The sequence below is a fragment of the Candidatus Methylomirabilota bacterium genome, from assembly GCA_035709005.1.
In the GTDB taxonomy this organism is placed as follows: domain Bacteria; phylum Methylomirabilota; class Methylomirabilia; order Rokubacteriales; family CSP1-6; genus 40CM-4-69-5.
In genome coordinates this window covers 25,812-45,124 of the sequence record DASTFB010000104.1, presented here as the reverse complement: position 1 = coordinate 45,124, position 19,313 = coordinate 25,812, and the positions used below count along the sequence as shown (strand labels likewise).

Sequence of the window (19,313 nt, the reverse complement as noted above, 5' to 3'; positions counted from 1 at the left end):
CGCGCCTACCGGCGGCGCGAGCCGCCCAGGATGCCACCCAGCACGCCGCGCAGGATCTGCCGGCCGATCTGGCTGCCCACGGTGCGCGCGGCTTGCTTGGCCATGGCTTCCACCATGCCCTGCCGCCGCTTGGTGCCCCACAACAGATCGCTCAACCCCCCGCCGGATTCCGCTGGCCCGTCTTTCTGTGCCGAGCCCGTTCGCGCAGAGGCGTCAGCCGTCTCGGCGCGGCGGCTCAGCATCTCGTACGCCGACTCCCGGTTCACGGGCATGTCGTACGTCGCGCCGACCGGGCTGCGCGCCCGCACCGCGGCGCGCTCTTCCGGCGTGATGGCCCCCATGCGACAGCGGGGCGGGGCCATCAGCGTGCGCTCCACCGGCATGGGCACGCCCTTGTCGAGGAGACTGGAGACCAGGGCCTCGCCGACCCCGAGCTGGCCGATGACCTTGGCGACGTCGAGCTTGGGGTTGGCCACGAAGGTCTCGGCGGCGGTGCGCACGGCCTTCTGGTCCCGCGGGGTGTAGGCGCGCAGCGCGTGCTGGATGCGGTTGCCGAGCTGACCGAGGATCTCGTTGGGCACGTCGTCCGGGTACTGGGTGCAGAAGTACACGCCCACGCCCTTGGAGCGGATGAGCCGCACCACCTGCTCCACCCGCTGGCGCAGGGCAGGCGGCGCGTCGTCGAACAGCAGGTGAGCCTCGTCGAAGCAGAAGACCAGCTTGGGCTTGTCGAGATCGCCCACCTCGGGCAGGTTCTCGAACAGCTCCGACAGCAGCCACAGCAGGAAGGTCGAGTAGAGCCGGGGCTTGAGGATGAGCTGATCGGCGGCGAGGATGCTGACGATGCCGCGCCCGCTGAGGTCGGTGCGTAGCAGGTCGGCGAGCTCCAGGGCCGGCTCACCGAACAGTGCTTTGCCGCCCTCCCGTTCCAGCGACAGCAGCGCGCGCTGGATGGCGGCCAGCGAGGGCGCGCTCACCAGGCCGAATTGCGTGGAAATCTGCTTGCGGTTGTCGGCCACGAAGCTGAGCAGGGCGCGCAAATCCTCGAGGTCGAGGAGCAGCAAGCCCCGCTCATCGGCCAGCTTGAAGGCGACATCCAGCGTTCCCGTCTGGGTGTCGTTGAGCTCGAGCATCCGCGCCAGCAGGCTCGGGCCGATCTCGCTGATGGTGGCGCGCACCGGGTGGCCGGCCTTGCCGTAGAGGTCCCAGAACACCACGGGACTGGCCTCGGGGGCGTAGCCCGCGATGCCGATCTGGGCGACGCGCTGCTGGATCTTCTCGGTGGCGACGCCCGGCATGGCCAGGCCGGCCACATCACCCTTCACGTCGGCCAGGAACACCGGCACGCCCAGTCGCGAGAAGCCTTCGGCCAGCACCATCAGGGACACGGTCTTGCCGGTGCCGGTGGCGCCCGCCACCAGGCCATGGCGGTTGCCGTAGCGGGGCAGCACGTACACGGGATGTTCGCCCTTGCCGATGAGGATCGGATCCACGGCGGCATCATAACCCTTGACGCGGACCCGGTTTGGACAGATTCTCTCGCGCACCCGCTTGTCGACAAGGAGGACACCACATGGCCCCAGCGTCCCTTCGAGTCATGGTGCTGCTCATCGCCGCCCTGCTCACGCTGGGCGCGGGCGCGGAGGTTTCCGGCCAGACGGCCCCCGCCGGTCAGGCGATCATGGCCTGGCACGTTACCATCCCTCCGGTCTGGTTCGATCCCTCGACGGCGCCACCGCAGATCACGCCCTTCGGCTTGCTGTTCGCGATTCACGATGCCCTGGTCCGTCCCCTGCCCGGGCAGAAGATGGGCAACGGCCTGGCCGAATCGTGGAAGGAGAGCCCGGACGGGCTCGTGTACGAGTTCAAGCTGCGCAAGAATCTAAAATTCCACAACGGCGACCCTGTCACCACCGAGGACGTGAAGTTCAGCTTCGACCGCTACAAGGGGGCGGCCGCCCGGGAGTTCAAGACGCGCGTCCGCCAGGTCGAGGTGGTCGACGCCCTGACGGTGCGCTTCCATCTCAACGAGCCCTGGCCCGACTTCATGACGTTCTTCGGCACGACGGCAGGCGCCGCCGGCATCGTCGTCCCCAAGAAGTACGTCACGCAGGTGGGCGACGAGGGCTTCCGGAAGCATCCCATCGGCGCCGGGCCGTTCAAGTTCGTGAGCTACACGCCGGGCGTCGAGGTCGTGCTGGAGGCCAACACGGCCTACTGGCGGAAGGTGCCCAACATCAAGCGCCTGGTGATGAAGAGCGTCCCCGACGGGACCACCCGGCTGGCCATGCTCAAGCGGGGCGAGGCCGACATCGCCTTCGCCTTCGACGGGCAGGACGCCGAGGAGGTGAAGCGGGACCCGCGGCTACAGCTGGTGGCGACCCGGCACGCCTCCATCTTCTGGATCGAGTTCGCCGACCAGTGGGACCCGAAGTCGCCGTGGCACGACATCCGGCTGCGGCAGGCGGTGAACTACGCGCTGGACCGCAAGGCGATCAGCGAGGCGGCCTGCGTGGGCCTCTGCCCGCCGGCCGGTGTCATCGTGCCCCGCGTGATGGACTTCGCGCTTCAAGTTCAGCCCCCGCCCTACGACCCGGCCAAAGCCAAGAAGCTCCTCGCCGAGGCCGGCTATCCCAACGGGCTCGACGCCGGCGATTTCGTGCCGATTCCGCCGTTCTTCTCGGTGTCGGAGGCCGCCGTGAACTATCTGAACGCGGTGGGGATCCGGGTGAAGATGCGGCCGACGGAGCGGGCCACCTTCTATGCCAACTGGCGCGAGAAGAAGCTGCGCGGGATCTTCCTCACCGCGGTGGGGAACTCGGGTAACGCGGCCAGCCGGGTGGCCGAGTTCATGTACTCCAAAGGGGGCTACGCCTACGGCGGCTATCCCGACATCGACGAGCTGTTCCACCAGCAGGCCAAGGAGCGGGACGTCAAGAAGCGCGAAGCCCTGCTCCACCGCATCCAGCAGCTCACGATCGATCGGGCCATGTTCGCGCCCATCATGGACCTGCGCGCCTTGATGGGGGTAGGGCCGCGCGTGGCCGATCACCAGATCAACACGATCCCCATGGTGTTCTACCCGTCCTACGAGGACATGAAGCTCAAGGCGCAGTAGGGGACCGCGGAGGGTCCCTAGAGACCGGCGCGGTTCCGGCCCTTGACCGCCCGGTTGACGACGTTGACGGGGAACTCGCCCGTCAACACGCGACGCACCTCGCTGGGGGCGCCGGCCTGGAGCCCCACCAGCGCCTGCTCGCTGTACCAGGCCACGTGCGGCGTGATGATCACGTTGTCGCGGCCGCGCAGGGGATGGGGGTCGGGCAGCGGCTCGGGGTCGGTGGTGTCCAGCGCGCACCCGGCGATCCGGCCGGCGTCCAGCGCCCGCACCAGGGCCGCGGTGTCGAGGATGGGCCCGCGCGAACAGTTGATGACGAAGGCCGTCGGCTTCATCCGGGCGAAGGCCTCGTCGCCGATCATCCCCCGGGTCTCCGGCAGCAGCGGCGGGTGCAGGGACAGGAAGTCCGCCTCCCGCAGCACCGCGCCGAGCTCCCGCTTGTCGCCGGGGACCGCGTGCTGGCCGGCCGTGACGAACGGGTCGACGTAGAGCACGCGCATGCCGAAGGCGGCGGCCCGGACCGCCACGGCCCGGGCGATGTTGCCGAAGCCGACCAGGCCCAGCGTGCGCCCGGCCAGGCGGAACAGCGGCTTGCCGGGCGGCACCTCCCAGCGCCCCTCGCGCACGAGCCGATCGTAGAGCGCGACCTTGCGGGCGCAGGCCAGCAGCAGGGCCATCGTGTGCTCGGCGACTTCCTCGATGCAGTAGCTCGGGTTGTTCGTCACGATGATGCCCGCCGCCGTCGCCGCCGCCACGTCGATCGTGTCCACGCCGATGCCGTAGCGGGCGATGATCTTGCACCGCGGCATCCCGCTCATGACCTCGGCGGTGATGGGCCCGGCGTAGGTATTGAGCAGGGCGTCGCAGTCCGCCGCCTCGGCCAGGAAGTCTTCGGGCTTCTTGGTCTGCAGGGCCACCAGGTCGGCCAGGCCTTCGAGCGTCTTTTTCTCCACGTCCAGGGACTCCCAGACGTAGTCGGTGAGCACCACCTTGGCCTTGGGGGCCATAGGCCTCAGGCCCGCTCCTCCTCGGGCGTGATGGGCAGCGGGACCGGTCGCCGCCGGCGCGCCGAGAGGTCGAGGGCCTTGGTCAGCATGAGGCGGTTGTGGGCCTCGGCGGCGGTCGCGTGCGGAGTGGGATGGCCGAGGGCCAGGCGGCCAAGCCACGAGGTCGTTTCCTCGCGCATGGGCCCCCACAGCTCACCCAGCGCGATGTTGCCGGGCGGATAGCTCTCGAGGAAATCGACGTTGCGCGTGACATCCGGCGTGTAGCCGGCCTGCTGGGGGAGGGTGCTCGCCATGACGACGTCGCGGTGCGTGTCGTCGATGGTGAGCACGCCCTCCGTGCCCACGATGCCGATCTCCAGGCTGTAGACCGAGCCCGGCCACACCACCGGCAGGGCCCACGAGATGTTCAGATGGTAGAGCGATCCGTCGCTCATGCTGATGAGCCCGGCGGTGGCATCGATCCCTTTGTGGGTGGGCCCGAGGACGCGGTCGATGGACCGCGCGTAGGCCTCGACCGGGGTCTTGGCGTCCATCAGCCACATCACCACGTCCAGCGCGTGCGTGCCCGAGATCACCATGGGGGAAATCGTCTCGGGACGGTCGGTACGCCGGTAATTGTCGAGGGCCACCAGGCGGTTCATGAACGCCCGGGAGGTGACCAGGGTGACGTCCCCGAGCTGCCCGGTGCGCACCTTCTCCTTGGCCACCAGGAAGCGCCGCCGGAAACGCTGGGTGTAGCCTACGACCGCGTCGACGCCGGAGCGTTCGATGGCGGCCAGGACCCGGGCGGAATCGGCCAGCTCCGTGGCCAGCGGCTTTTCGATCATCAGGCTGAGCCCCCGGTCGACCGCGGCCAGGATGGGCTCCACGTGCAGGTGCTCGTCGGTGGCGATGATGGCGGCCGTCACCTCGGGCCGTCGCAACAGCTCCCGAAAATCCGTGGTGACGAACTCGGCGCCGAGACGGTCGGCCACCTGTTTGCCGTGCTCGGCCCGCGTCTCGGCGACGCCGATCCAGCCCACACTGGGATGCCGGGCGGCCATCTCCCCCCGGATGAGGCCGATCCGGCCCGCGCCCACGATGGCCAGGCCGATGGGTTTCGTTGCGCGCGGAACGCTCATTGCCGTCCTCCTGGGCCCGATTCTACGGCACGCCGCCGATTGCTGCGAGCCGCGTTGTGTGCTTAAATCTCCCGCGTTTCCGCCCACGCTGGAATCCCAACGCCCCGAGCGGAGGTCATGCATGGCGAACTTCGGCAGTGTCGGCGTCGACTGGCAGCAGCGCGTCAACTGGGACCGCCTCCGGAAGTACCGCCTGGAGCGGGCCCGCGAGCGGATGAAGGCCCACAACCTGGGCGCGATGCTCCTCATGTACGACGAGAACGTCCGCTACGTGACCAGCACGCTGACCCCGGGCTGGAACCGGCTCAAGCCGGGTCTCCGCTACGCGCTGCTCTGCGGCGACGGCCCGCCCGTGCTCTTCGAGCAGGGCGACATCGGCTTTCAGATCCAGCGCCACGCGCCGTGGATCCCCGAAGAGAACATCCGCTACTCCTACGCCTGGATCAAGGGTGCGGCGGGGCCGGCCTCCAAGCAACAGGTGAAGAAGTTCACCGACGCCATCGTGAAGGAGCTCAAGCGCTACGGCGTGGCCGACCAGACGCTGGGCGTGGACTTCATCGACATCAACATGCTGCAGGCCTTCCAGGAGGCCAAGCTCAAGTGGGCCGACGGCATGACGCCCATGATGGAGGCCCGGGCCATCAAGAACGTGGACGAGCAGGAGTGCCTGCGCGTCGTGGGGGCTATCGGAGACGCCGCCCACTGGGAGACGATGAAGTTCCTCAAGCCCGGGCTCACCGAGAACCAGGTGACTGCCCACATCATGGAGTTCCTCTACGACATCCCGGGCATGGAGGACGTGGAGGACGTCATCGTCTCTTCCGGCCCGAACACGTGGCCGAACTGGCGCAACTTCTCCGATCGCATCATCAAGCCCGGCGAGATCGTGTTCATGGACCTGGCCGCGCTGACCTGGAACGGCTACAAGTCCTGCTACTACCGCACGTACTGCGTGGGCAAGCCGCCGACGAAGGAGATGAAGGACTACTACGCCACCGCGCTGAAGTGGCTCTACGACTCCATCCACGCCGTGCGCCCGGGCGCCACCACCCGCGACATCGCGCTGAAGTGGCCGTCGGCCAAGGAGGCGTGGGGCTACGACGAGGAGGATCAGGCCGCGGCCAACCTCTGGGGCCACGGCCTGGGCCTGGCCCAGTACGATCAGCCGGTGATCTCGCGCATCTGGTCGCTGGATCACCCGCTGGAGATCAAGCCGGGGATGGTCTTCGCGCTGGAGACCCAGCACGGCAAGAAATTCGAGTGGGGCGTGCGGATCGAGGAGATGCTGATCGTCCACCCCGACCGCACTGAGATCATCTCCAACTTCCCCGTGGAGGAGATCACCTTCGTCGACTAGGTTGATTCGTGAGGTTGATTCGTGAGGAGACTGCGACGGTGGTGAGCTCCCGGGCGAACCGGTAATGAGCCGCGCGGCCGTCCTGACGGCGCCCCGGCGCTTCACGCTGCAGGAGCGCCCGGTGCCGACGCCGGGGCGCGGGGAAGCGATGGTGCGGACGGCGGCGACGGCCGTCTGTCACACCGATCTGGCCATCTTCACGGGCCAGCATCCCGGCGTGCGCTACCCGGTGGTGGTGGGCCACGAGTCGACCGGCGTCGTCGACTCCCTCGGCCCCGGGACCAGCCGGGTGACGGTCGGGCAGCGTGTCATCATCGATCCCATCATCACGTGTGGCACATGTGACTCCTGCGAGCGGGGACGGCCCAACCTCTGCCGGCGGGCCGGCCTGTTCGGCCGCGAGGTCGAGGGCTCGCTGGCCGAGCACGTGGTGCTGCCCGAGCGGTACCTGCATCCGCTGCCCGACGGGCTCTCGCTGGAAGCGGCCACGCTGATCGAGACCCTGGCCACCGTCCGACACGCCCAGGAGCGCGTGGGCATCTCGCCAGGCGATGCGGTAGTCGTGCTCGGGCAAGGCGCCACCGGGTTGCTGCACACCCAGCTGGCCCGGCTCTCCGGGGCCGACCCGCTGCTGGCCGTCTCGCGCAGCCCCTGGAAGCTCGACCTGGCCCGCCGCTGGGGCGCCACCCACGTCGTCCGCGGCTCGGGGCAGGATGTCGTCGACGAGGTGCTGAGCATCACCCGCGGCGCGGGCGCCGACGTCGTCATCGAGTCGACGGGCGTCGCGTCCGTGATCGGCCCGGCCATCGCCATGCTGCGGCCCGGCGGCAAGCTGCTCGTCTACGGGATCGGCCACGATCCCGTCGAGGGGCTCACGACGTTCCCGTTCTACTACAAGGAGCTGACGGTCTACGGCTCGCGGGGCCTGACCGCGGCGGACTTCGAGCCTTGCATCCGCCTGGTGGCCAGCGGCGCCGTAGACCTGGACGGCTTCGTCACGGCCCGGTATCCGCTGCCCCGGGTGGGCAGCGCCTTCGAGGAGTACGAGCGCGATCCCGACCGCGTCCTCCGCATCGTCATCACCCCCGATGCCTGACGGCTTCCTGGCCGCCCTCACGGACGGCGCGGCGGCCACCGCCGAGCGGGTCGGAGCGAAGGCCTTCACGCTCGGCCGGCTCCACCGCGCCGGCCTTCCCGTGCCCGCCGCCGTCTGCCTCACCGCGGAGGCATACCACCGGCAGCTGGAGCTCGGCGGGCTCGCCGCGATCGCGCGAAGCGTGGCCGCCGCCGAGCCATCCGAGGCGCGTCGCCTCGCCCTGAAGGTGAGGCTGGCGTTCACGCGCGAGGCGTTCGATCCGGGGGTGGCCGCGGCGCTGGAGGCTGTCTGGGCGCGGCTGAGCGGCGGGGCCGGCGCTTCGCTGGCGGTTCGCTCGTCGGCGCTCGGCGAGGACGGCGCCCGAACCTCGTTCGCCGGGCAGTTCGAGACGTTCCTGGGGATCGCCGAGCCGGCCGACCTGGCCACGGCGGTGCGCAGCTGCTGGGCGGCGCTCTGGTCCACGCGGGCGCTCCGGTACATGCGCGCCTGCGGCGTCGATCCCGCCCAGTCCGCCATGCCAATCCTCATCCAGCGCATGATCCACGCCGACGCCTCGGGGGGCGCGTTCAGCCTCAACCCCGACGAGCAGATCGTGCTGACGGGGACGTGGGGTCTGGGGTCGGCCATCGCCCAGGGCGATATCGTTCCCGATCGCTACCTCCTCGGCCGGGATGCCTCGCTGCAGGCGGTGGAGCCGGGAAGCAAGGAGCATCGGGTGACGGCGGCCGAGGCCGGTCCGCACTGGCATGCGGTGCCGCGCGAGCAGGTGGAGGCGCCGTGCCTGACCGATGCCGAGGCGGCCGCGCTGGCCCGGCTCGTCTTGAGCGTGGAAGCCGAGCTGGGGTCCGCCGTCGAGATCGAGTGGGCGAAGGACGGGCGAGGCTTCTGGATCCTGCAGGCGCGGCCACTGCGCCTGGCGCCACGCGCCGAGACCGATCCGATCTGGACTCGCCATCCCGCCTTGACCGGGCAGCCGGCGGGGATCGGCTGGGGCACCGGTCCCGCCTGTCTGGTCCTGGACGAGCGCGATCTCGACCGCGTCATGATGGGCAACGTCGTCGTCACCCGGGTCGGAGGGCCGGCGCTGGCCACCGTGCTACCGCGGGCCGCGGGCGTGGTGGCCGAGCTGGGCGGCAGCACCTCTCACCTGGCCGCGCTGGCGCGCGAGCGCGGCATCCCGGCCGTGCTGGGCGTCCGGAGCGCCACCCGACAGATCCCCGAGGGGGCGACCGTCGCCGTCGACGGCATCACCGGCGTCGTCCGCTGGAGGCGCTGAAACCCCGGCGGTGCGGCTCGCTCACTCTGCGGCGAGCCGGTAGCCCACGCCTGGCTCGGTGAGCAGATAACGGGGCCGAGCCGGCTCGGCTTCGAGCTTGTGCCTGAGGTGGGCCATAAAGACGCGGACGTAGTGCGTCAGCCGGATTTCACGGGATCCCAGCAACACCCGCCGCCGCACGAAATCGATCTGCAGCTCGCCCACCTTGAACGTCGCCTCACCGCCCTCGTGCGAGGCGCCCGCCGTATGGCGGATCGCCACCCGAAGCCTTGCCATTCCTGTCCGCCGTCACGTCTGGATCTACGGCATCGGCGGCATCATCATCCCGTTCCCGGGCATCAAGCTGATCGACACGATTCTGGTTGCCCTGGGCCTTTAGTCGGCCTCCCCAGGGCAGGGCGGATTGCGCCGGCGAAGCCGACTCATGTGCGACCGGCGATGGTTACGCGGCCGGCAGCTCGCATTCCTCGGTGAACCGCGCGTGAACGTTCTCGCCCTGAACCTGACGCTGGACGGGAGGTAGCGGACTCGCACCGACGCGGGCGGGGTATGGCGCACCGCGTAAGAAATACGGGCGCATGAGGGCAGTTGGAGTACAGTCATGTGACGCATGCGACTAGCGCTGCTCAAGCGCCTCCTGGTTGGCCAGCCGATGCCACTGGCGCAGGCCCGCCACGAGCGACTCGGCAAGGCCGGAGCGCTGGCCGTGTTCGCCTCCGATCCGTTGTCCTCCGTCGCCTACGCCACCGAGGAGATCCTTTACGTCCTCGTCGTGGCCGGGGCGATGGCCCTCAGCTACTCCCTGCCGATCAGCGTGGGCATCGCCACGCTCATCATCCTGGTTGTGGTGTCGTATCGAAAGACGATCAAGGCGTACCCGCAAGGGGGCGGCGCCTACATCGTCACCAAGGACAACCTGGGGACCCTACCCAGCCTGACCGCGGCGGCGGCCCTCCTCACCGATTACACGCTGACGGTGGCGGTGTCCGTGGCGGCGGGGATCGCCGCCCTCACCTCCGCGCTGCCGTGGTTGGTCCCGTACCGGACCCTGCTCTGCGTGGGGACGATCGCGCTGGTGGCGGTTGGCAACCTGCGCGGGGTCCGTGAATCGGCCCGCATCTTCGCGGCGCCGACCTTTCTCTTCATCGGCAGCGTCCTCGGGATGGTCGCCTACGGCGTGGTCGGCGCCAAGCTGGGGCTCTTGCCGGAAGCGCCTTACCAGCCGCACCCGCCGGGGATCGAAGCGATTGGCCTCTTCCTCTTATTGCGGGCCTTCGCGGCCGGCTGTACGGCCCTCACCGGCATCGAGGCGGTGTCCGACGGCGTTCCCGCCCTCAAGCCGCCCGAGGCCGAGAACGCCCGCGTCGTGATGGCCTGGCTGGGCGCCATCTCGGTGACGATGTTCCTCGGCATCACCTACCTGGCCTACGACTTCGGCATCCAGCCCGGCGGCAACGAGACCGTCGTGTCCAAGATCGCCCGGCGGGTGTTCGGGACCGGCGTGCTGTACTACGAGATCCAGATCGTCACCATGCTCATTCTCCTGCTGGCCGCCAACACCTCGTTCGCCGACTTCCCGCGCCTCTCCTATTTCCTGGCCCGCGACCGCTTCATGCCGCGGCAGTTCGCCGCCCAGGGCGATCGCCTGGTCTACTCCAACGGCATCTTGATCCTGAGCGGGTTCGCCATCCTGCTGATCGTGGCCTTCGAGGGCGATACCCACGCGCTCCTGCCCCTCTACGCGATCGGCGTCTTCACCTCGTTCACGCTGTCTCAAGGGGCCATGGTGCGCCGCTGGCTGAGGCTCAAGGAGCCGGGCTGGCGGTGGGGCCTCGCGGTGAGCGGCATGGGATCGATCGCCACCGGCATCGTCCTGGTCACGCTGGCCGTGACGAAGTTCAGCGAGGGCGGCTGGATCGTGGTGTTCGTCATTCCCGGTGTGGTGATGCTCTTCCTCACCATCCACCGTCACTACGAGCATGTCGCCGCCGAGCTGTCCCTGGAGGGGTACACGAGCCCGCCCCAGTTCCAGCATACGGTGCTGATCCTCACCGGCGACGTCCACCGCGGCGTGGTGCGGGCCGTGCAGTATGCGAAGACGCTCGCACCGATGGCCACCGTCCGCGGGGTCTACGTGGAGACGGATCCCCTGCGGACCGCCAGGATGGAGGAGAAATGGGCGAGCTGGGGCCTGGGCTTGCCACTGGTCGTCCTGACCTCTCCCTATCGATCGCTGCTCAGGCCACTGCTCGACTACATCGATCAGATCCAGGCCCGCGGCGACAACCAGATGGTGACGATCGTCCTGCCCGAGTTCTTGCCCCGGCGCTGGTGGCAGCACTTCCTGCACAACCAGTCCGCCCTGCTCATCAAGGGCGCCCTGCTGTACCGCAAGAACACCGTCGTGGCCGACGTGCCCTACCTGTTGCGGCACTGAGGCCGGTCCTCAAGCCTGGCCCACCGCGAGGTCGCGGGTGAGGCGAAGCTCGCCCAAATGCAGGCTCGCGTGCCGGATGCTCTCCACGAGCGCGCCCCGCCGGGAGATCTCGACGAGCTCTCCGGTGCCCCAGAGCTCGCGCGGGGGCGTGAACCGCACATCCAGGTCGGCGGGCGCGAGCCCGGCCAGCGCCCTCGTGATGTCCGCGGCCAGCTGGCGCAGCGCGGCCACGAGCGGTCGGGCGTCGGTCCCCGCCGCGGCGAACTCGGCGTCCCGATCGCGACGGACCGGCTGGCCGCAGCCGAACCCCAGCGCGTAGACCCGCGTACTGCCGAGGACGTGGCTGACGATGGCGCAGGCGCTGTTGGCCGAGCCCGTGGCCGGGCGCCAGTTGAGCTGCGCGGCGGTGAGCCCCTGCACGCACGTCGCGGTCTGCTCCAGGATCCAGCAGAGCTCCCGGCCGTACGTGGCCAGCTCGGGCGCGAGCGACTGGTCGAAGCCCGGGGCCATGGCGGCGGTCATTGTAGCGTCGGGCGGCGCGGCTGACGACTGTTGGCCAGCGTGCTATCATCGACAGCGCCATGGCCTCACGGATCCGGGAGCTCGTCGGACGCGCGATGGTCGATGCCGACTTCGTGGCCGAGCTCCAGCAGACGCCCGAGACGGTCCTCGCCCGCTACGAGCTGAGCGACGACGAGCGGCAGGCGATCCTGAACGCCGTCGTGCGACTGACGCGGACACCGCCGCTGCAGCGGGAGCAGGCGCTGCGGTCCGCGCTCCTCCGCCGCCTGGCCACCTGACGGGCGCGGGAGGGTGCCGAGCCCGGCCGAGACCGGCGCCTTTCTCAAGACCGTCCGCCTGTTCCAAGAGTTCGCCGAGCCGGAGCTGCTGGCCCTGGCCTCGCGCCTCCACGAGCGTCCTCTCCGGAAGGGTCAGGTGCTGTTCCGAGAGGGGGACCGGGGGGAGGAGATGTTCGTCGTGCGCAGCGGCTCCGTGATCATCTCCAAGGCGGTCACCGGGCGCGTCGAGCAGGTGCTGGGGCGTGAGGGCAGCGGGAGCTTCTTCGGTGAGATGAGCCTCGTCGACCGCGCCCCCCGCTCGGCCACCGTGCAGGCCGAGGCGGATACGATGCTGCTCGTGCTGGATCGCGACAACCTCAAGGTCCTCACCGAGATCAACCCCCGCGCGGCCGCCGCGTTCTTCCAGGCCCTCGTCCACGTGTTCATCGACCGGCTCCGGGCTTCCGGCAACCTGGTGGCCGAGGTCACCCGCTGGGGCCTGGAGGCGACCGGGCTCGACGTCGAGTCGCGATGAGCACCGGCCGGCCGGCGTCACGCGCCAAGCTCGAGCTCCTCGTCCGGCGGGGCGACGAGAGCTTCGACGTCCGGGAGGTCAGCAGCGCGGCCGGCTGGCTGGGCCTGCGACCCCGGCGCCTGCCTTCCGAGCAGTGGGAGCTCGCCGAGGTCGGCTCGCGCGTGGACGGTCAACGTCGCTTCGTCCTCAAGAACACGCAGAGCGACCGTTACGTGATGGTGTCGGAGCACGAGCGCTTCCTGTGGGAGCAGATGGACGGCACCACGTCCGTGCAGGACATGGCCACGGCCTACGTGCTCCGGTACGGCGCCTTCGATTTCGACGTGATTCCCACGCTCATCGACAAGCTGCAGCGGGCCCGGCTGCTCACGCTGGAGCCCGTCTCGGCCCTGCGGCGGGTGCTGGCCCGCAACCGGCAGCGGCGTCTGGTCCACGGCATCGAGCAGGCGCTGACCGCGCTGGAGCGCATCAACGTGTCGAGCCGGCGGGTGCAGCCGCTCTTCGAGCGGCTCTACCGGTGGGGCGGCTTCGTGCTGTTCACCCGGGCGGCCTTGCTGGCCTGCCTGGCCCTGGCGATCGTCGGCGCGGTCGCCGGGGTCCGGCTGTGGGGCCAGGCCGACCAGGTGGCGCGCGGCCTGGGCGCCAATCCCGTGGCCGCGCTGCTGGCCGTCAAGCTGCTCTTCTTCGCGACCCTCATCCTCCACCAGCTCGTCCACGGGCTCGCTCTCGTGCACTACGGACGCCGGGTGCGCGAGTTCGGCTTCACGTTTCTCCACGGCTTCGTGCCCAGCTTCTACGTCGACGTGACCGACATCTTCATGGCCAGCCGGCGGGCCCGCATCATCACGGCGCTCTCGGGCACCCTGGTCCACCTCGTGCTGGGCGCGCTGTGGTTCCTGGTGGCCGTCGCCTCGCCCCCCGGATTCCTGCAGGCATTCGCCGCCACGTCGGGACTGATCCAGGTCCAGGCCTTCTTCATCGCGCTCTACCCCTGCTGCTTCATCGAGATGGACGGCTACCACATCATGGTCGACCTGCTGGGCCTGCCGACGCTGCGCCACGATGCCGTCGCCTACGTGGGATCCCTCTTGCGGGGAGCGCCGGTGGCCCGCTGGGGCGGGCAGGCGGCACTGTGGATCGGCTACGTCGTCGTGTCCGCCATGTCGCTGGCCGCCTTCATCGCCTTCAACGTCCTGCTCATCGTCCAGGCGGCGACGTGACGCCGGTCAGTCGGCGAGCTCGCCGAGGAGGGCATGCACCGCCGCCATGATGATGGAGGCGTCGGTGCCCGGCGCGGCCGCCGGCCCGGCGGTGAGCCAGCGCCGCTGCTCCGCCTCCGGCAGCGTGGCCAGCTGACCCTGCGCTGCGGCGCGCAGCGCGTCGCCCATGGCCAGGGCGATCTCGGTGAGGACAGCCAGCGCGGCGGCCGCGCGGGCAGCCGGAGTGTCGAGCGGCGCCAGCGCCGCCGCCAGGCGAGCGCGCAGCAGGATCGACACCCGCGCGCCCGTGGGGCCCACCTCGACCAGATCCCCATCGACGGCGCCCCACGCGAAGGCGAGCCGGGCCGCCCGCTCTCGAAGCAGGGGGGCCAGCGGGGCCGCGCTCTGGGCGGCCACGATGGCGCCGATCCCGGCCGCCACGGCGGGATCCAGACGCCGGCCGCCGGCCGAGGAGACCGCGGGCTCCAGGACGGCCGTCACCTCACCGGCCGGGGTCAGCCGGAGATGATCTTCGAGCGCGCCGCCCAGCGCCCACACGGAGCACCGCACCTCCCCACCGGCCTCCCACACCCGGCGGGTCGCATGACGGACGACGCCCTGCCAGTCCGGCCGGTGGTACGCGCGGCCGCGCCAGACGACTTTCTCGACGCGCCCGCGCAGCTGCACGTAGATCCCGCCTGGCTCGAAGACCCGCTCGTGGGGCGACGGCATCCAGCCGAGCTGGCCGGATGTGAAGGCGGCCAGCGGATCGACGGGTGCGGTGTCGTAGCGAAACGACTCGAGAAGGGCGAGGAACAGCTGCTCCGACGGGTACGGCCCGCGATAGGCCAGGGGCGGGGAGCGCTGGTCGAGCGCGAGGGCGGCAATGAGGTTGAGGATCGCGGCCCCGCCGCCGGGCGGCAGCTTCCCGGGCTCGGCCAGGGTCGGAATTCTGTCGACGCGTGCCCAGTCGAGCGCCTCGAAGACCGTGATGGGCATGCCGACCTCTCCGACCCGCTCGGCCACGGCGACCCGGTCGACCGGCCCCCACGGGGGCTGCTCGGCGGCGCGCGGCTCGATGGCCAGCCAGCCGCCGTCGGGAATCCGGACCCACGCCGCGCTCAGGGCGCCGGACGCCCAGCGCAGCGCCGCCAGCGGCGCGCCCCGGCGGTCGAGCTCGAAGACGCGGCGCCAGACGCCGTCGGCGGCCGGCGCGTAGGCCACCGTCGTGCCGACGGCAGCTGCGCAGGGGGGGCCCCCATCCTCCACAGCGCGGATGATACAATGTGCGAAGTTTGAGGATGGTCGCGGTGTCCTCTCGGCCCTCATGACTTCCGAGCTCGTCTGGCTCTCGGCGCTCGAGCTCACCGCCCTTGTGCGGACCAAGCAGGTCTCTCCCGTGGAAGTCACCGAAGCGGTCCTGGCGCGCATCGAGGCGCTCAACCCGCGCCTGAACGCCTTCTGCCTGGTCGCCCCCGACGTCGCCCGCCGGGCGGCCCGCGAAGCCGAGATCGCCGTGATGAAGGGCGAGCCGGTGGGCGCCCTGCACGGTGTCCCCGTCTCGGTCAAGGACGTCATCTTCACCCGCGGCCTGCGCACCACCGGGGGCTCGCGGCTGTTCGCCGAGGCGGTGCCGGAGGAGGACGCCGTGGCCGTGGCGCGGCTGCGCGCCGCCGGGGCTGTCCTGCTCGGCAAGACCAACACCTCGGAGTTCGGGCACAAGGGGATCACCGAGAATCCGATGTTCGGGGTCAGCCGCAACCCCTGGGACCCCGCGCTCACGCCGGGGGGCTCGAGCGGAGGCGCGGGAGCAGCGGTGGCCAGCGGACTGGGCCCCATCGCGCTCGGCACCGACGGCGGGGGCTCGATCCGAATCCCTGCCGCGTTCTGCGACGTGTACGGCTTCAAGCCGTCGTGGGGGCGCGTCCCCGAGCACCCCGTCTTTCCCGGCTGGCAGCATCTGAGCTGCACGGGGCCCCTCGCCCGCTCCGTGCGCGACGCCGCCCTGACTCTCGACGTGATCGTGGGGGCCGACGACCGCGACCGCCACTCGCTGCCGCGCGAGGTTGGCTCGTACGTCGCCGCCTGCGACGAGCCGATCAAGGGACTGCACGTCGCGTGGACGCCGGACCTGGGCTACGCCGTCGTCGAGCCGGCGGTGCAGCGCCTGTGCGAGAACGCAGCCGCCGAGTTCGAGTCGCTCGGCTGCCACGTGGAGGTGGTCAGCCCGGGCTGGGAGAATCCGGAGGAGGCGTTCAGCACCCTGGTGGCCACTCAGTTCTACGCGCACTGGTCCGATCAGCTGCCGGCGGCCGAGGCCGTCCTGGACCCTACGCTCGTAAAGCTCATCCGCCGCGGCGGCGCGATCCCCGCGCGGGACTACGTGCTGGCCGGCGAGCGGGTGAGAGCGTACTGGAGCGAGGTGCACGCCTTTCTGGAGCGCTTCGACCTGCTGCTCACGCCGACCGTCGCGGTGGCGCCGTTCCCGGCCGGAACGCCGACGCCCCGGGACATCTGCGATCAGCACGTGTCGGCGCTGGGGTGGATGCCCTTCACCTATCCGTTCAACCTCACCGGACAGCCGGCGGCCAGCCTGCCGGCCGGGCTCACTGACGACGGCCGTCCCGTGGGGCTGCAGGTCATCGGCCGCCGTCGCGCCGATCGAGCAGTGCTGGCCGCCTCCGCGGCGTACGAGGCGGCGTGTCCGTGGGCGCACCGCCGCCCGCCCGTGTGAAGGCGCTCGACCGCCCGCGCCCGCTCCGCTTCACTCCGACTGCGCGGTGGGCGGTGCTGTCCCTCGCCCTGGCCGTCCTGCTGATCCTGGTGGTGTGGCTGGTGGTGACGGAGTCGCCGCTCGTCGGCTTCATCGTGCGCCTCTACCGCGACAAGCACTTCTTGAAGGACACCGTGGCGTCGTGGGGCTGGCTGGCCCCCCTCGTCTTCATCGTGATCCAGGCTCTGCAGGTCGTGTTGTCGCCGATACCCGGAGAGATCACCGGCCCGGTGGGCGGCGCCCTCTTCGGCACCTGGGGGGGGCTCGTCTACTCGACGATCGGGCTCACCACCGGCACCCTCATCTGCTTCGGCATCGGACGGAAATGGGGAGAGCCGTTCGTTCGGCCGTGGCTCAGCGAGCACAACTGGAACCGGCTCAATTTCGTGATCGAAGCCGAGGGCGCCATCATCTGCTTCCTGCTCTATCTCATCCCCGGCTTCCCCAAGGACATCATCTCCTACCTGTTCGGTATCAGCTTCTTGCCCTTCTGGATCTTCGCGCTCGTCTCGACGCTGGGGCGGCTGCCCGGCACCTTGATCTCCTCCTACTTCGGCGCGAACGTCGCCGAGCAGCAGTACATCTACGCCATCGCCTTCCTGGCCGTCGTGGTGGCCCTGATCCTGCCGATCTATTACTATCGTGAGGCGATCCTCCGGCGCCTGGCTCCCCATCGGCCCCGGCGGCGCCAACACTAGAAAGCGCGGGCAGCAAAACGCTTGACGAGCCCGCTCGGCTCGGCCTAAGCTACCGGCCACGTTATGGGCACCTCCTGGCGTCGCTTCGCGGGCTACTTTTTCTTCGCCGGGGTCTGCCCGAGCGCCCTGACATGAGCTGATCAGGGAGCCGCGGGCGGACCGGACGCCCGCGGCGCCGAGCCACCTCGAGGCCGCGGGCCCCCCGCGGCCTTTTGTTTTCTCCACGTCAGGGTGCGGATCCGTCCCGGAGAGCGGGACTCACGCAACGTGACAGAACGTCCGCCGCGGGTGGTCGCGGCGGGGCATGGGCGTGGCGAAGCCCGGGTGCCCATGCCCTGTTCAATGGAGGCCACCGATGATCATCGTGCTGAAGGCCGGAGCGTCCGAGAGCGAGATCGCCGACGTCGTCCGCCGGGTGCGGGAGCTGGGCTATGTCCCACACACGATCCGGGGGGAGCTGCGCACCGTGGTGGGCGCGGTCGGCGACGAGCGGGGCAAGGACGATCTGCTCTCGCTGCAAAATCTGGAATGCGTGGAGACCGTCCAGCGCATCCTTCACCCCTTCAAGCTCGCCAGCCGGGAGTGCAAGGCCGAGCCGACGGTCATCCGCGTGGACGGCGTGCTGATCGGTGGTCCCCGCGTGGTGGTGATGGCCGGTCCCTGCTCGGTGGAATCGCGGGACCAGGTGCTGGACGTGGCCGGCAAGGTCAAGCGGGCGGGGGCGGCTCTGCTCCGGGGCGGGGCGTTCAAGCCCCGGACCTCGCCCTACGCGTTCCAGGGCCTGGAAGAGCAGGGGCTCAAGCTGCTGGCCGAGGCCAAGCGGGAGACCGGCTTGCCGGTGGTGACCGAGGTGATGGAGCCCGACAAAGTCGGCCTGGTCGCCGAGTACGCCGACGTGATCCAGATCGGGGCCCGGAACGTCCAGAACTTCTCGCTGCTCAAGCGTGTCGCCGAGGTGCGCAAGCCTGTGATGCTCAAGCGGGGCATGGCGACCTCCATTCAGGAGTGGCTCCTGTCGGCCGAGTACATCCTGGCCGGCGGGAATCCCGACGTCATCCTGTGCGAGCGTGGCATCCGCACGTTCGAGACGACGACCCGCTTCACCCTGGACCTCAACGCCATCCCGGTGATCAAGAAGCTGACCCATCTGCCGGTGGTGGTGGATCCCAGCCACGGCACCGGCCACTGGGAATATGTGGAAGCGATGGCCCGCGCCGGGGTGGCGGCGGGCGCCGACGGCCTTCTGATCGAGGTGCATCCTCGCCCGGCCGAGGCCCTGTCCGACGGCCCGCAGTCCCTCAAACCGGAGCGCTTCGCCGAGCTGATGGAGCGCGTGGGTCGGGTGGCGCGCGCGGTGGGGCGTGACATCTAGCCTATAATCGTAGGATGCTCTCGGTGTGGCAGGCGCTTCGGCGGCGGCCGGTGCGTGGCGTCGTGGCCTCGCTCGCGCTTCACGGCGTGGCCGCGACCCTCGTCTTCCTGCTGGGCGTCCCGTCCAGCCCGCCTCCGATCAAGCGGGGCGAGCCGCTCATCGTCGAGCTTCCTGATCTCGGCGAGCCGGCCCCCAGCGGCAACCCTGCCGCGAAGACCGCAGGCCCGGCGGCGCGTCCGGCTCGGCCCACGCCGCCCAGGACTGTTCCGCAGAAAGCGGCTCCGCCGCCGCGTGTGGCAGCGGTGGTCAAGCCCAGGCCCGAACCAACGCCGCAGCCTCCCCCTATCGCCAGTCAGCCGGCGCCCGCGCCCGCTCCCGAGCCACCAGCGCCATCCGTTCCAAAAGCGGTGGAGCCGCCACCGCCGCCCCCTGTGGCCGAGACACCCATTCCGAAGCCACTGCCTGTCGAGGAGCTGCCGCCTGTCAAAGAGCCGGCGCCCGTCGAAGAGCCGCCGCCCGCGCCCGAGCCGCCCGTGGTCGCGACG

At 70.2% G+C, this 19,313-nt stretch carries 17 protein-coding genes; 11 read left to right on the top strand and 6 right to left on the bottom strand.

The window, feature by feature from the left end; genetic code table 11:
* Nucleotides 1-5: 5 nt before the first annotated feature.
* The gene (locus tag VFR64_19455; GenBank protein HET9491911.1) at nt 6-1,493 is read right to left on the bottom strand and encodes a helicase HerA-like domain-containing protein; all 1,488 of its coding nucleotides are present in this window, start codon (nt 1,491-1,493) and stop codon (nt 6-8) included.
* 80 nt (nt 1,494-1,573) lie between these two features.
* Between VFR64_19455 and VFR64_19450 the strand changes: the two genes are divergently transcribed.
* Nucleotides 1,574-3,118 carry an ABC transporter substrate-binding protein gene (locus VFR64_19450; GenBank protein ID HET9491910.1) on the top strand — a complete coding sequence of 515 codons (1,545 nt, stop codon included), beginning with the start codon at nt 1,574-1,576 and terminating at the stop codon, nt 3,116-3,118.
* Between the two features lie 17 nt (nt 3,119-3,135).
* Here the strand turns inward: VFR64_19450 and VFR64_19445 are convergent, their stop codons facing one another.
* Both VFR64_19445 and VFR64_19440 read right to left on the bottom strand, forming a co-directional pair.
* Nucleotides 3,136-4,125, bottom strand: a complete 990-nt coding sequence (locus tag VFR64_19445; GenBank protein HET9491909.1) for a C-terminal binding protein — start codon at nt 4,123-4,125, stop codon at nt 3,136-3,138.
* Between the two features lie 5 nt (nt 4,126-4,130).
* The gene (locus tag VFR64_19440; GenBank protein ID HET9491908.1) at nt 4,131-5,246 is read right to left on the bottom strand and encodes a Gfo/Idh/MocA family oxidoreductase; all 1,116 of its coding nucleotides are present in this window, start codon (nt 5,244-5,246) and stop codon (nt 4,131-4,133) included.
* 121 nt (nt 5,247-5,367) lie between these two features.
* On the opposite strand from VFR64_19440, the gene VFR64_19435 reads away from it, so the two are divergent.
* The 3 genes from VFR64_19435 to VFR64_19425 all read left to right on the top strand — a co-directional run bounded on the left by VFR64_19435 (nt 5,368) and on the right by VFR64_19425 (nt 8,975).
* Nucleotides 5,368-6,603 (top strand): Xaa-Pro peptidase family protein, encoded by a 1,236-nt coding sequence (locus VFR64_19435; GenBank protein HET9491907.1) that lies wholly within the window; start codon nt 5,368-5,370, stop codon nt 6,601-6,603.
* 64 nt (nt 6,604-6,667) lie between these two features.
* Entirely contained in the window at nt 6,668-7,699 is a 1,032-nt protein-coding gene (locus VFR64_19430) for an alcohol dehydrogenase catalytic domain-containing protein (protein ID HET9491906.1), read from the top strand.
* A complete protein-coding gene (locus VFR64_19425; GenBank protein ID HET9491905.1) occupies nt 7,692-8,975 on the top strand; it encodes a PEP/pyruvate-binding domain-containing protein in 1,284 nt (427 codons plus the stop codon). Before VFR64_19430 ends, VFR64_19425 begins: the two co-directional genes overlap by 8 nt.
* 21 nt (nt 8,976-8,996) lie before the next feature.
* Here VFR64_19425 and VFR64_19420 read toward each other — a convergent pair whose 3' ends face one another.
* A complete protein-coding gene (locus tag VFR64_19420) occupies nt 8,997-9,236 on the bottom strand; it encodes a winged helix-turn-helix domain-containing protein (protein ID HET9491904.1) in 240 nt (79 codons plus the stop codon).
* Nucleotides 9,237-9,585: 349 nt separating this feature from the next.
* Between VFR64_19420 and VFR64_19415 the strand changes: the two genes are divergently transcribed.
* Nucleotides 9,586-11,412 (top strand): APC family permease, encoded by a 1,827-nt coding sequence (locus VFR64_19415; GenBank protein ID HET9491903.1) that lies wholly within the window; start codon nt 9,586-9,588, stop codon nt 11,410-11,412.
* 9 nt (nt 11,413-11,421) lie between these two features.
* On the opposite strand, the gene VFR64_19410 is transcribed toward VFR64_19415, so the two are convergent.
* On the bottom strand, nt 11,422-11,922 hold the full coding sequence (locus tag VFR64_19410) for a DinB family protein (protein ID HET9491902.1): 501 nt from the start codon (nt 11,920-11,922) through the stop codon (nt 11,422-11,424).
* Nucleotides 11,923-11,993: 71 nt separating this feature from the next.
* Here VFR64_19410 and VFR64_19405 point away from each other — a divergent pair, with 71 nt between their 5' ends.
* Genes VFR64_19405 through VFR64_19395 form a run of 3 tightly spaced genes read left to right on the top strand, consistent with a single transcriptional unit; the run spans nt 11,994 to nt 13,946 of the window.
* Nucleotides 11,994-12,212, top strand: coding sequence for a hypothetical protein (locus tag VFR64_19405; GenBank protein HET9491901.1), 219 nt, complete (start codon nt 11,994-11,996; stop codon nt 12,210-12,212).
* A gap of 13 nt (nt 12,213-12,225) precedes the next feature.
* A complete protein-coding gene (locus VFR64_19400) occupies nt 12,226-12,726 on the top strand; it encodes a cyclic nucleotide-binding domain-containing protein (GenBank protein ID HET9491900.1) in 501 nt (166 codons plus the stop codon).
* Nucleotides 12,723-13,946: a hypothetical protein gene (locus VFR64_19395; protein HET9491899.1), complete on the top strand. Its 1,224-nt coding sequence runs from the start codon at nt 12,723-12,725 to the stop codon at nt 13,944-13,946. The genes VFR64_19400 and VFR64_19395 overlap by 4 nt, the downstream gene beginning before the upstream one ends.
* Before the next feature lie 6 nt (nt 13,947-13,952).
* On the opposite strand, the gene VFR64_19390 is transcribed toward VFR64_19395, so the two are convergent.
* Nucleotides 13,953-15,149, bottom strand: a complete 1,197-nt coding sequence (locus tag VFR64_19390; protein ID HET9491898.1) for a hypothetical protein — start codon at nt 15,147-15,149, stop codon at nt 13,953-13,955.
* 103 nt (nt 15,150-15,252) lie between these two features.
* Here VFR64_19390 and VFR64_19385 point away from each other — a divergent pair, with 103 nt between their 5' ends.
* From VFR64_19385 to aroF, 3 genes are all read left to right on the top strand, one after another.
* Nucleotides 15,253-16,659 (top strand): amidase, encoded by a 1,407-nt coding sequence (locus VFR64_19385; protein ID HET9491897.1) that lies wholly within the window; start codon nt 15,253-15,255, stop codon nt 16,657-16,659.
* The gene (locus VFR64_19380; GenBank protein ID HET9491896.1) at nt 16,632-17,396 is read left to right on the top strand and encodes a TVP38/TMEM64 family protein; all 765 of its coding nucleotides are present in this window, start codon (nt 16,632-16,634) and stop codon (nt 17,394-17,396) included. Before VFR64_19385 ends, VFR64_19380 begins: the two co-directional genes overlap by 28 nt.
* Nucleotides 17,397-17,751: 355 nt before the next feature.
* On the top strand, nt 17,752-18,768 hold the full coding sequence (aroF, locus tag VFR64_19375) for a 3-deoxy-7-phosphoheptulonate synthase (GenBank protein HET9491895.1): 1,017 nt from the start codon (nt 17,752-17,754) through the stop codon (nt 18,766-18,768).
* Nucleotides 18,769-19,313: the final 545 nt, after the last annotated feature.

Coding starts and splice junctions, on each gene's coding strand:
- VFR64_19435 (HET9491907.1), top strand. CDS start 5,368: ATGGCGAACTTCGGCAGTGTCGGCGTCGACTGGCAGCAGCGCGTCAAC.
- VFR64_19450 (HET9491910.1), top strand. CDS start 1,574: ATGGCCCCAGCGTCCCTTCGAGTCATGGTGCTGCTCATCGCCGCCCTG.
- VFR64_19395 (HET9491899.1), top strand. CDS start 12,723: ATGAGCACCGGCCGGCCGGCGTCACGCGCCAAGCTCGAGCTCCTCGTC.
- VFR64_19445 (HET9491909.1), bottom strand. CDS start 4,125: ATGGCCCCCAAGGCCAAGGTGGTGCTCACCGACTACGTCTGGGAGTCC.
- VFR64_19415 (HET9491903.1), top strand. CDS start 9,586: ATGCGACTAGCGCTGCTCAAGCGCCTCCTGGTTGGCCAGCCGATGCCA.
- VFR64_19440 (HET9491908.1), bottom strand. CDS start 5,246: ATGAGCGTTCCGCGCGCAACGAAACCCATCGGCCTGGCCATCGTGGGC.
- aroF (HET9491895.1), top strand. CDS start 17,752: ATGATCATCGTGCTGAAGGCCGGAGCGTCCGAGAGCGAGATCGCCGAC.
- VFR64_19385 (HET9491897.1), top strand. CDS start 15,253: ATGACTTCCGAGCTCGTCTGGCTCTCGGCGCTCGAGCTCACCGCCCTT.
- VFR64_19425 (HET9491905.1), top strand. CDS start 7,692: ATGCCTGACGGCTTCCTGGCCGCCCTCACGGACGGCGCGGCGGCCACC.
- VFR64_19410 (HET9491902.1), bottom strand. CDS start 11,922: ATGGCCCCGGGCTTCGACCAGTCGCTCGCGCCCGAGCTGGCCACGTAC.
- VFR64_19430 (HET9491906.1), top strand. CDS start 6,668: ATGAGCCGCGCGGCCGTCCTGACGGCGCCCCGGCGCTTCACGCTGCAG.
- VFR64_19405 (HET9491901.1), top strand. CDS start 11,994: ATGGCCTCACGGATCCGGGAGCTCGTCGGACGCGCGATGGTCGATGCC.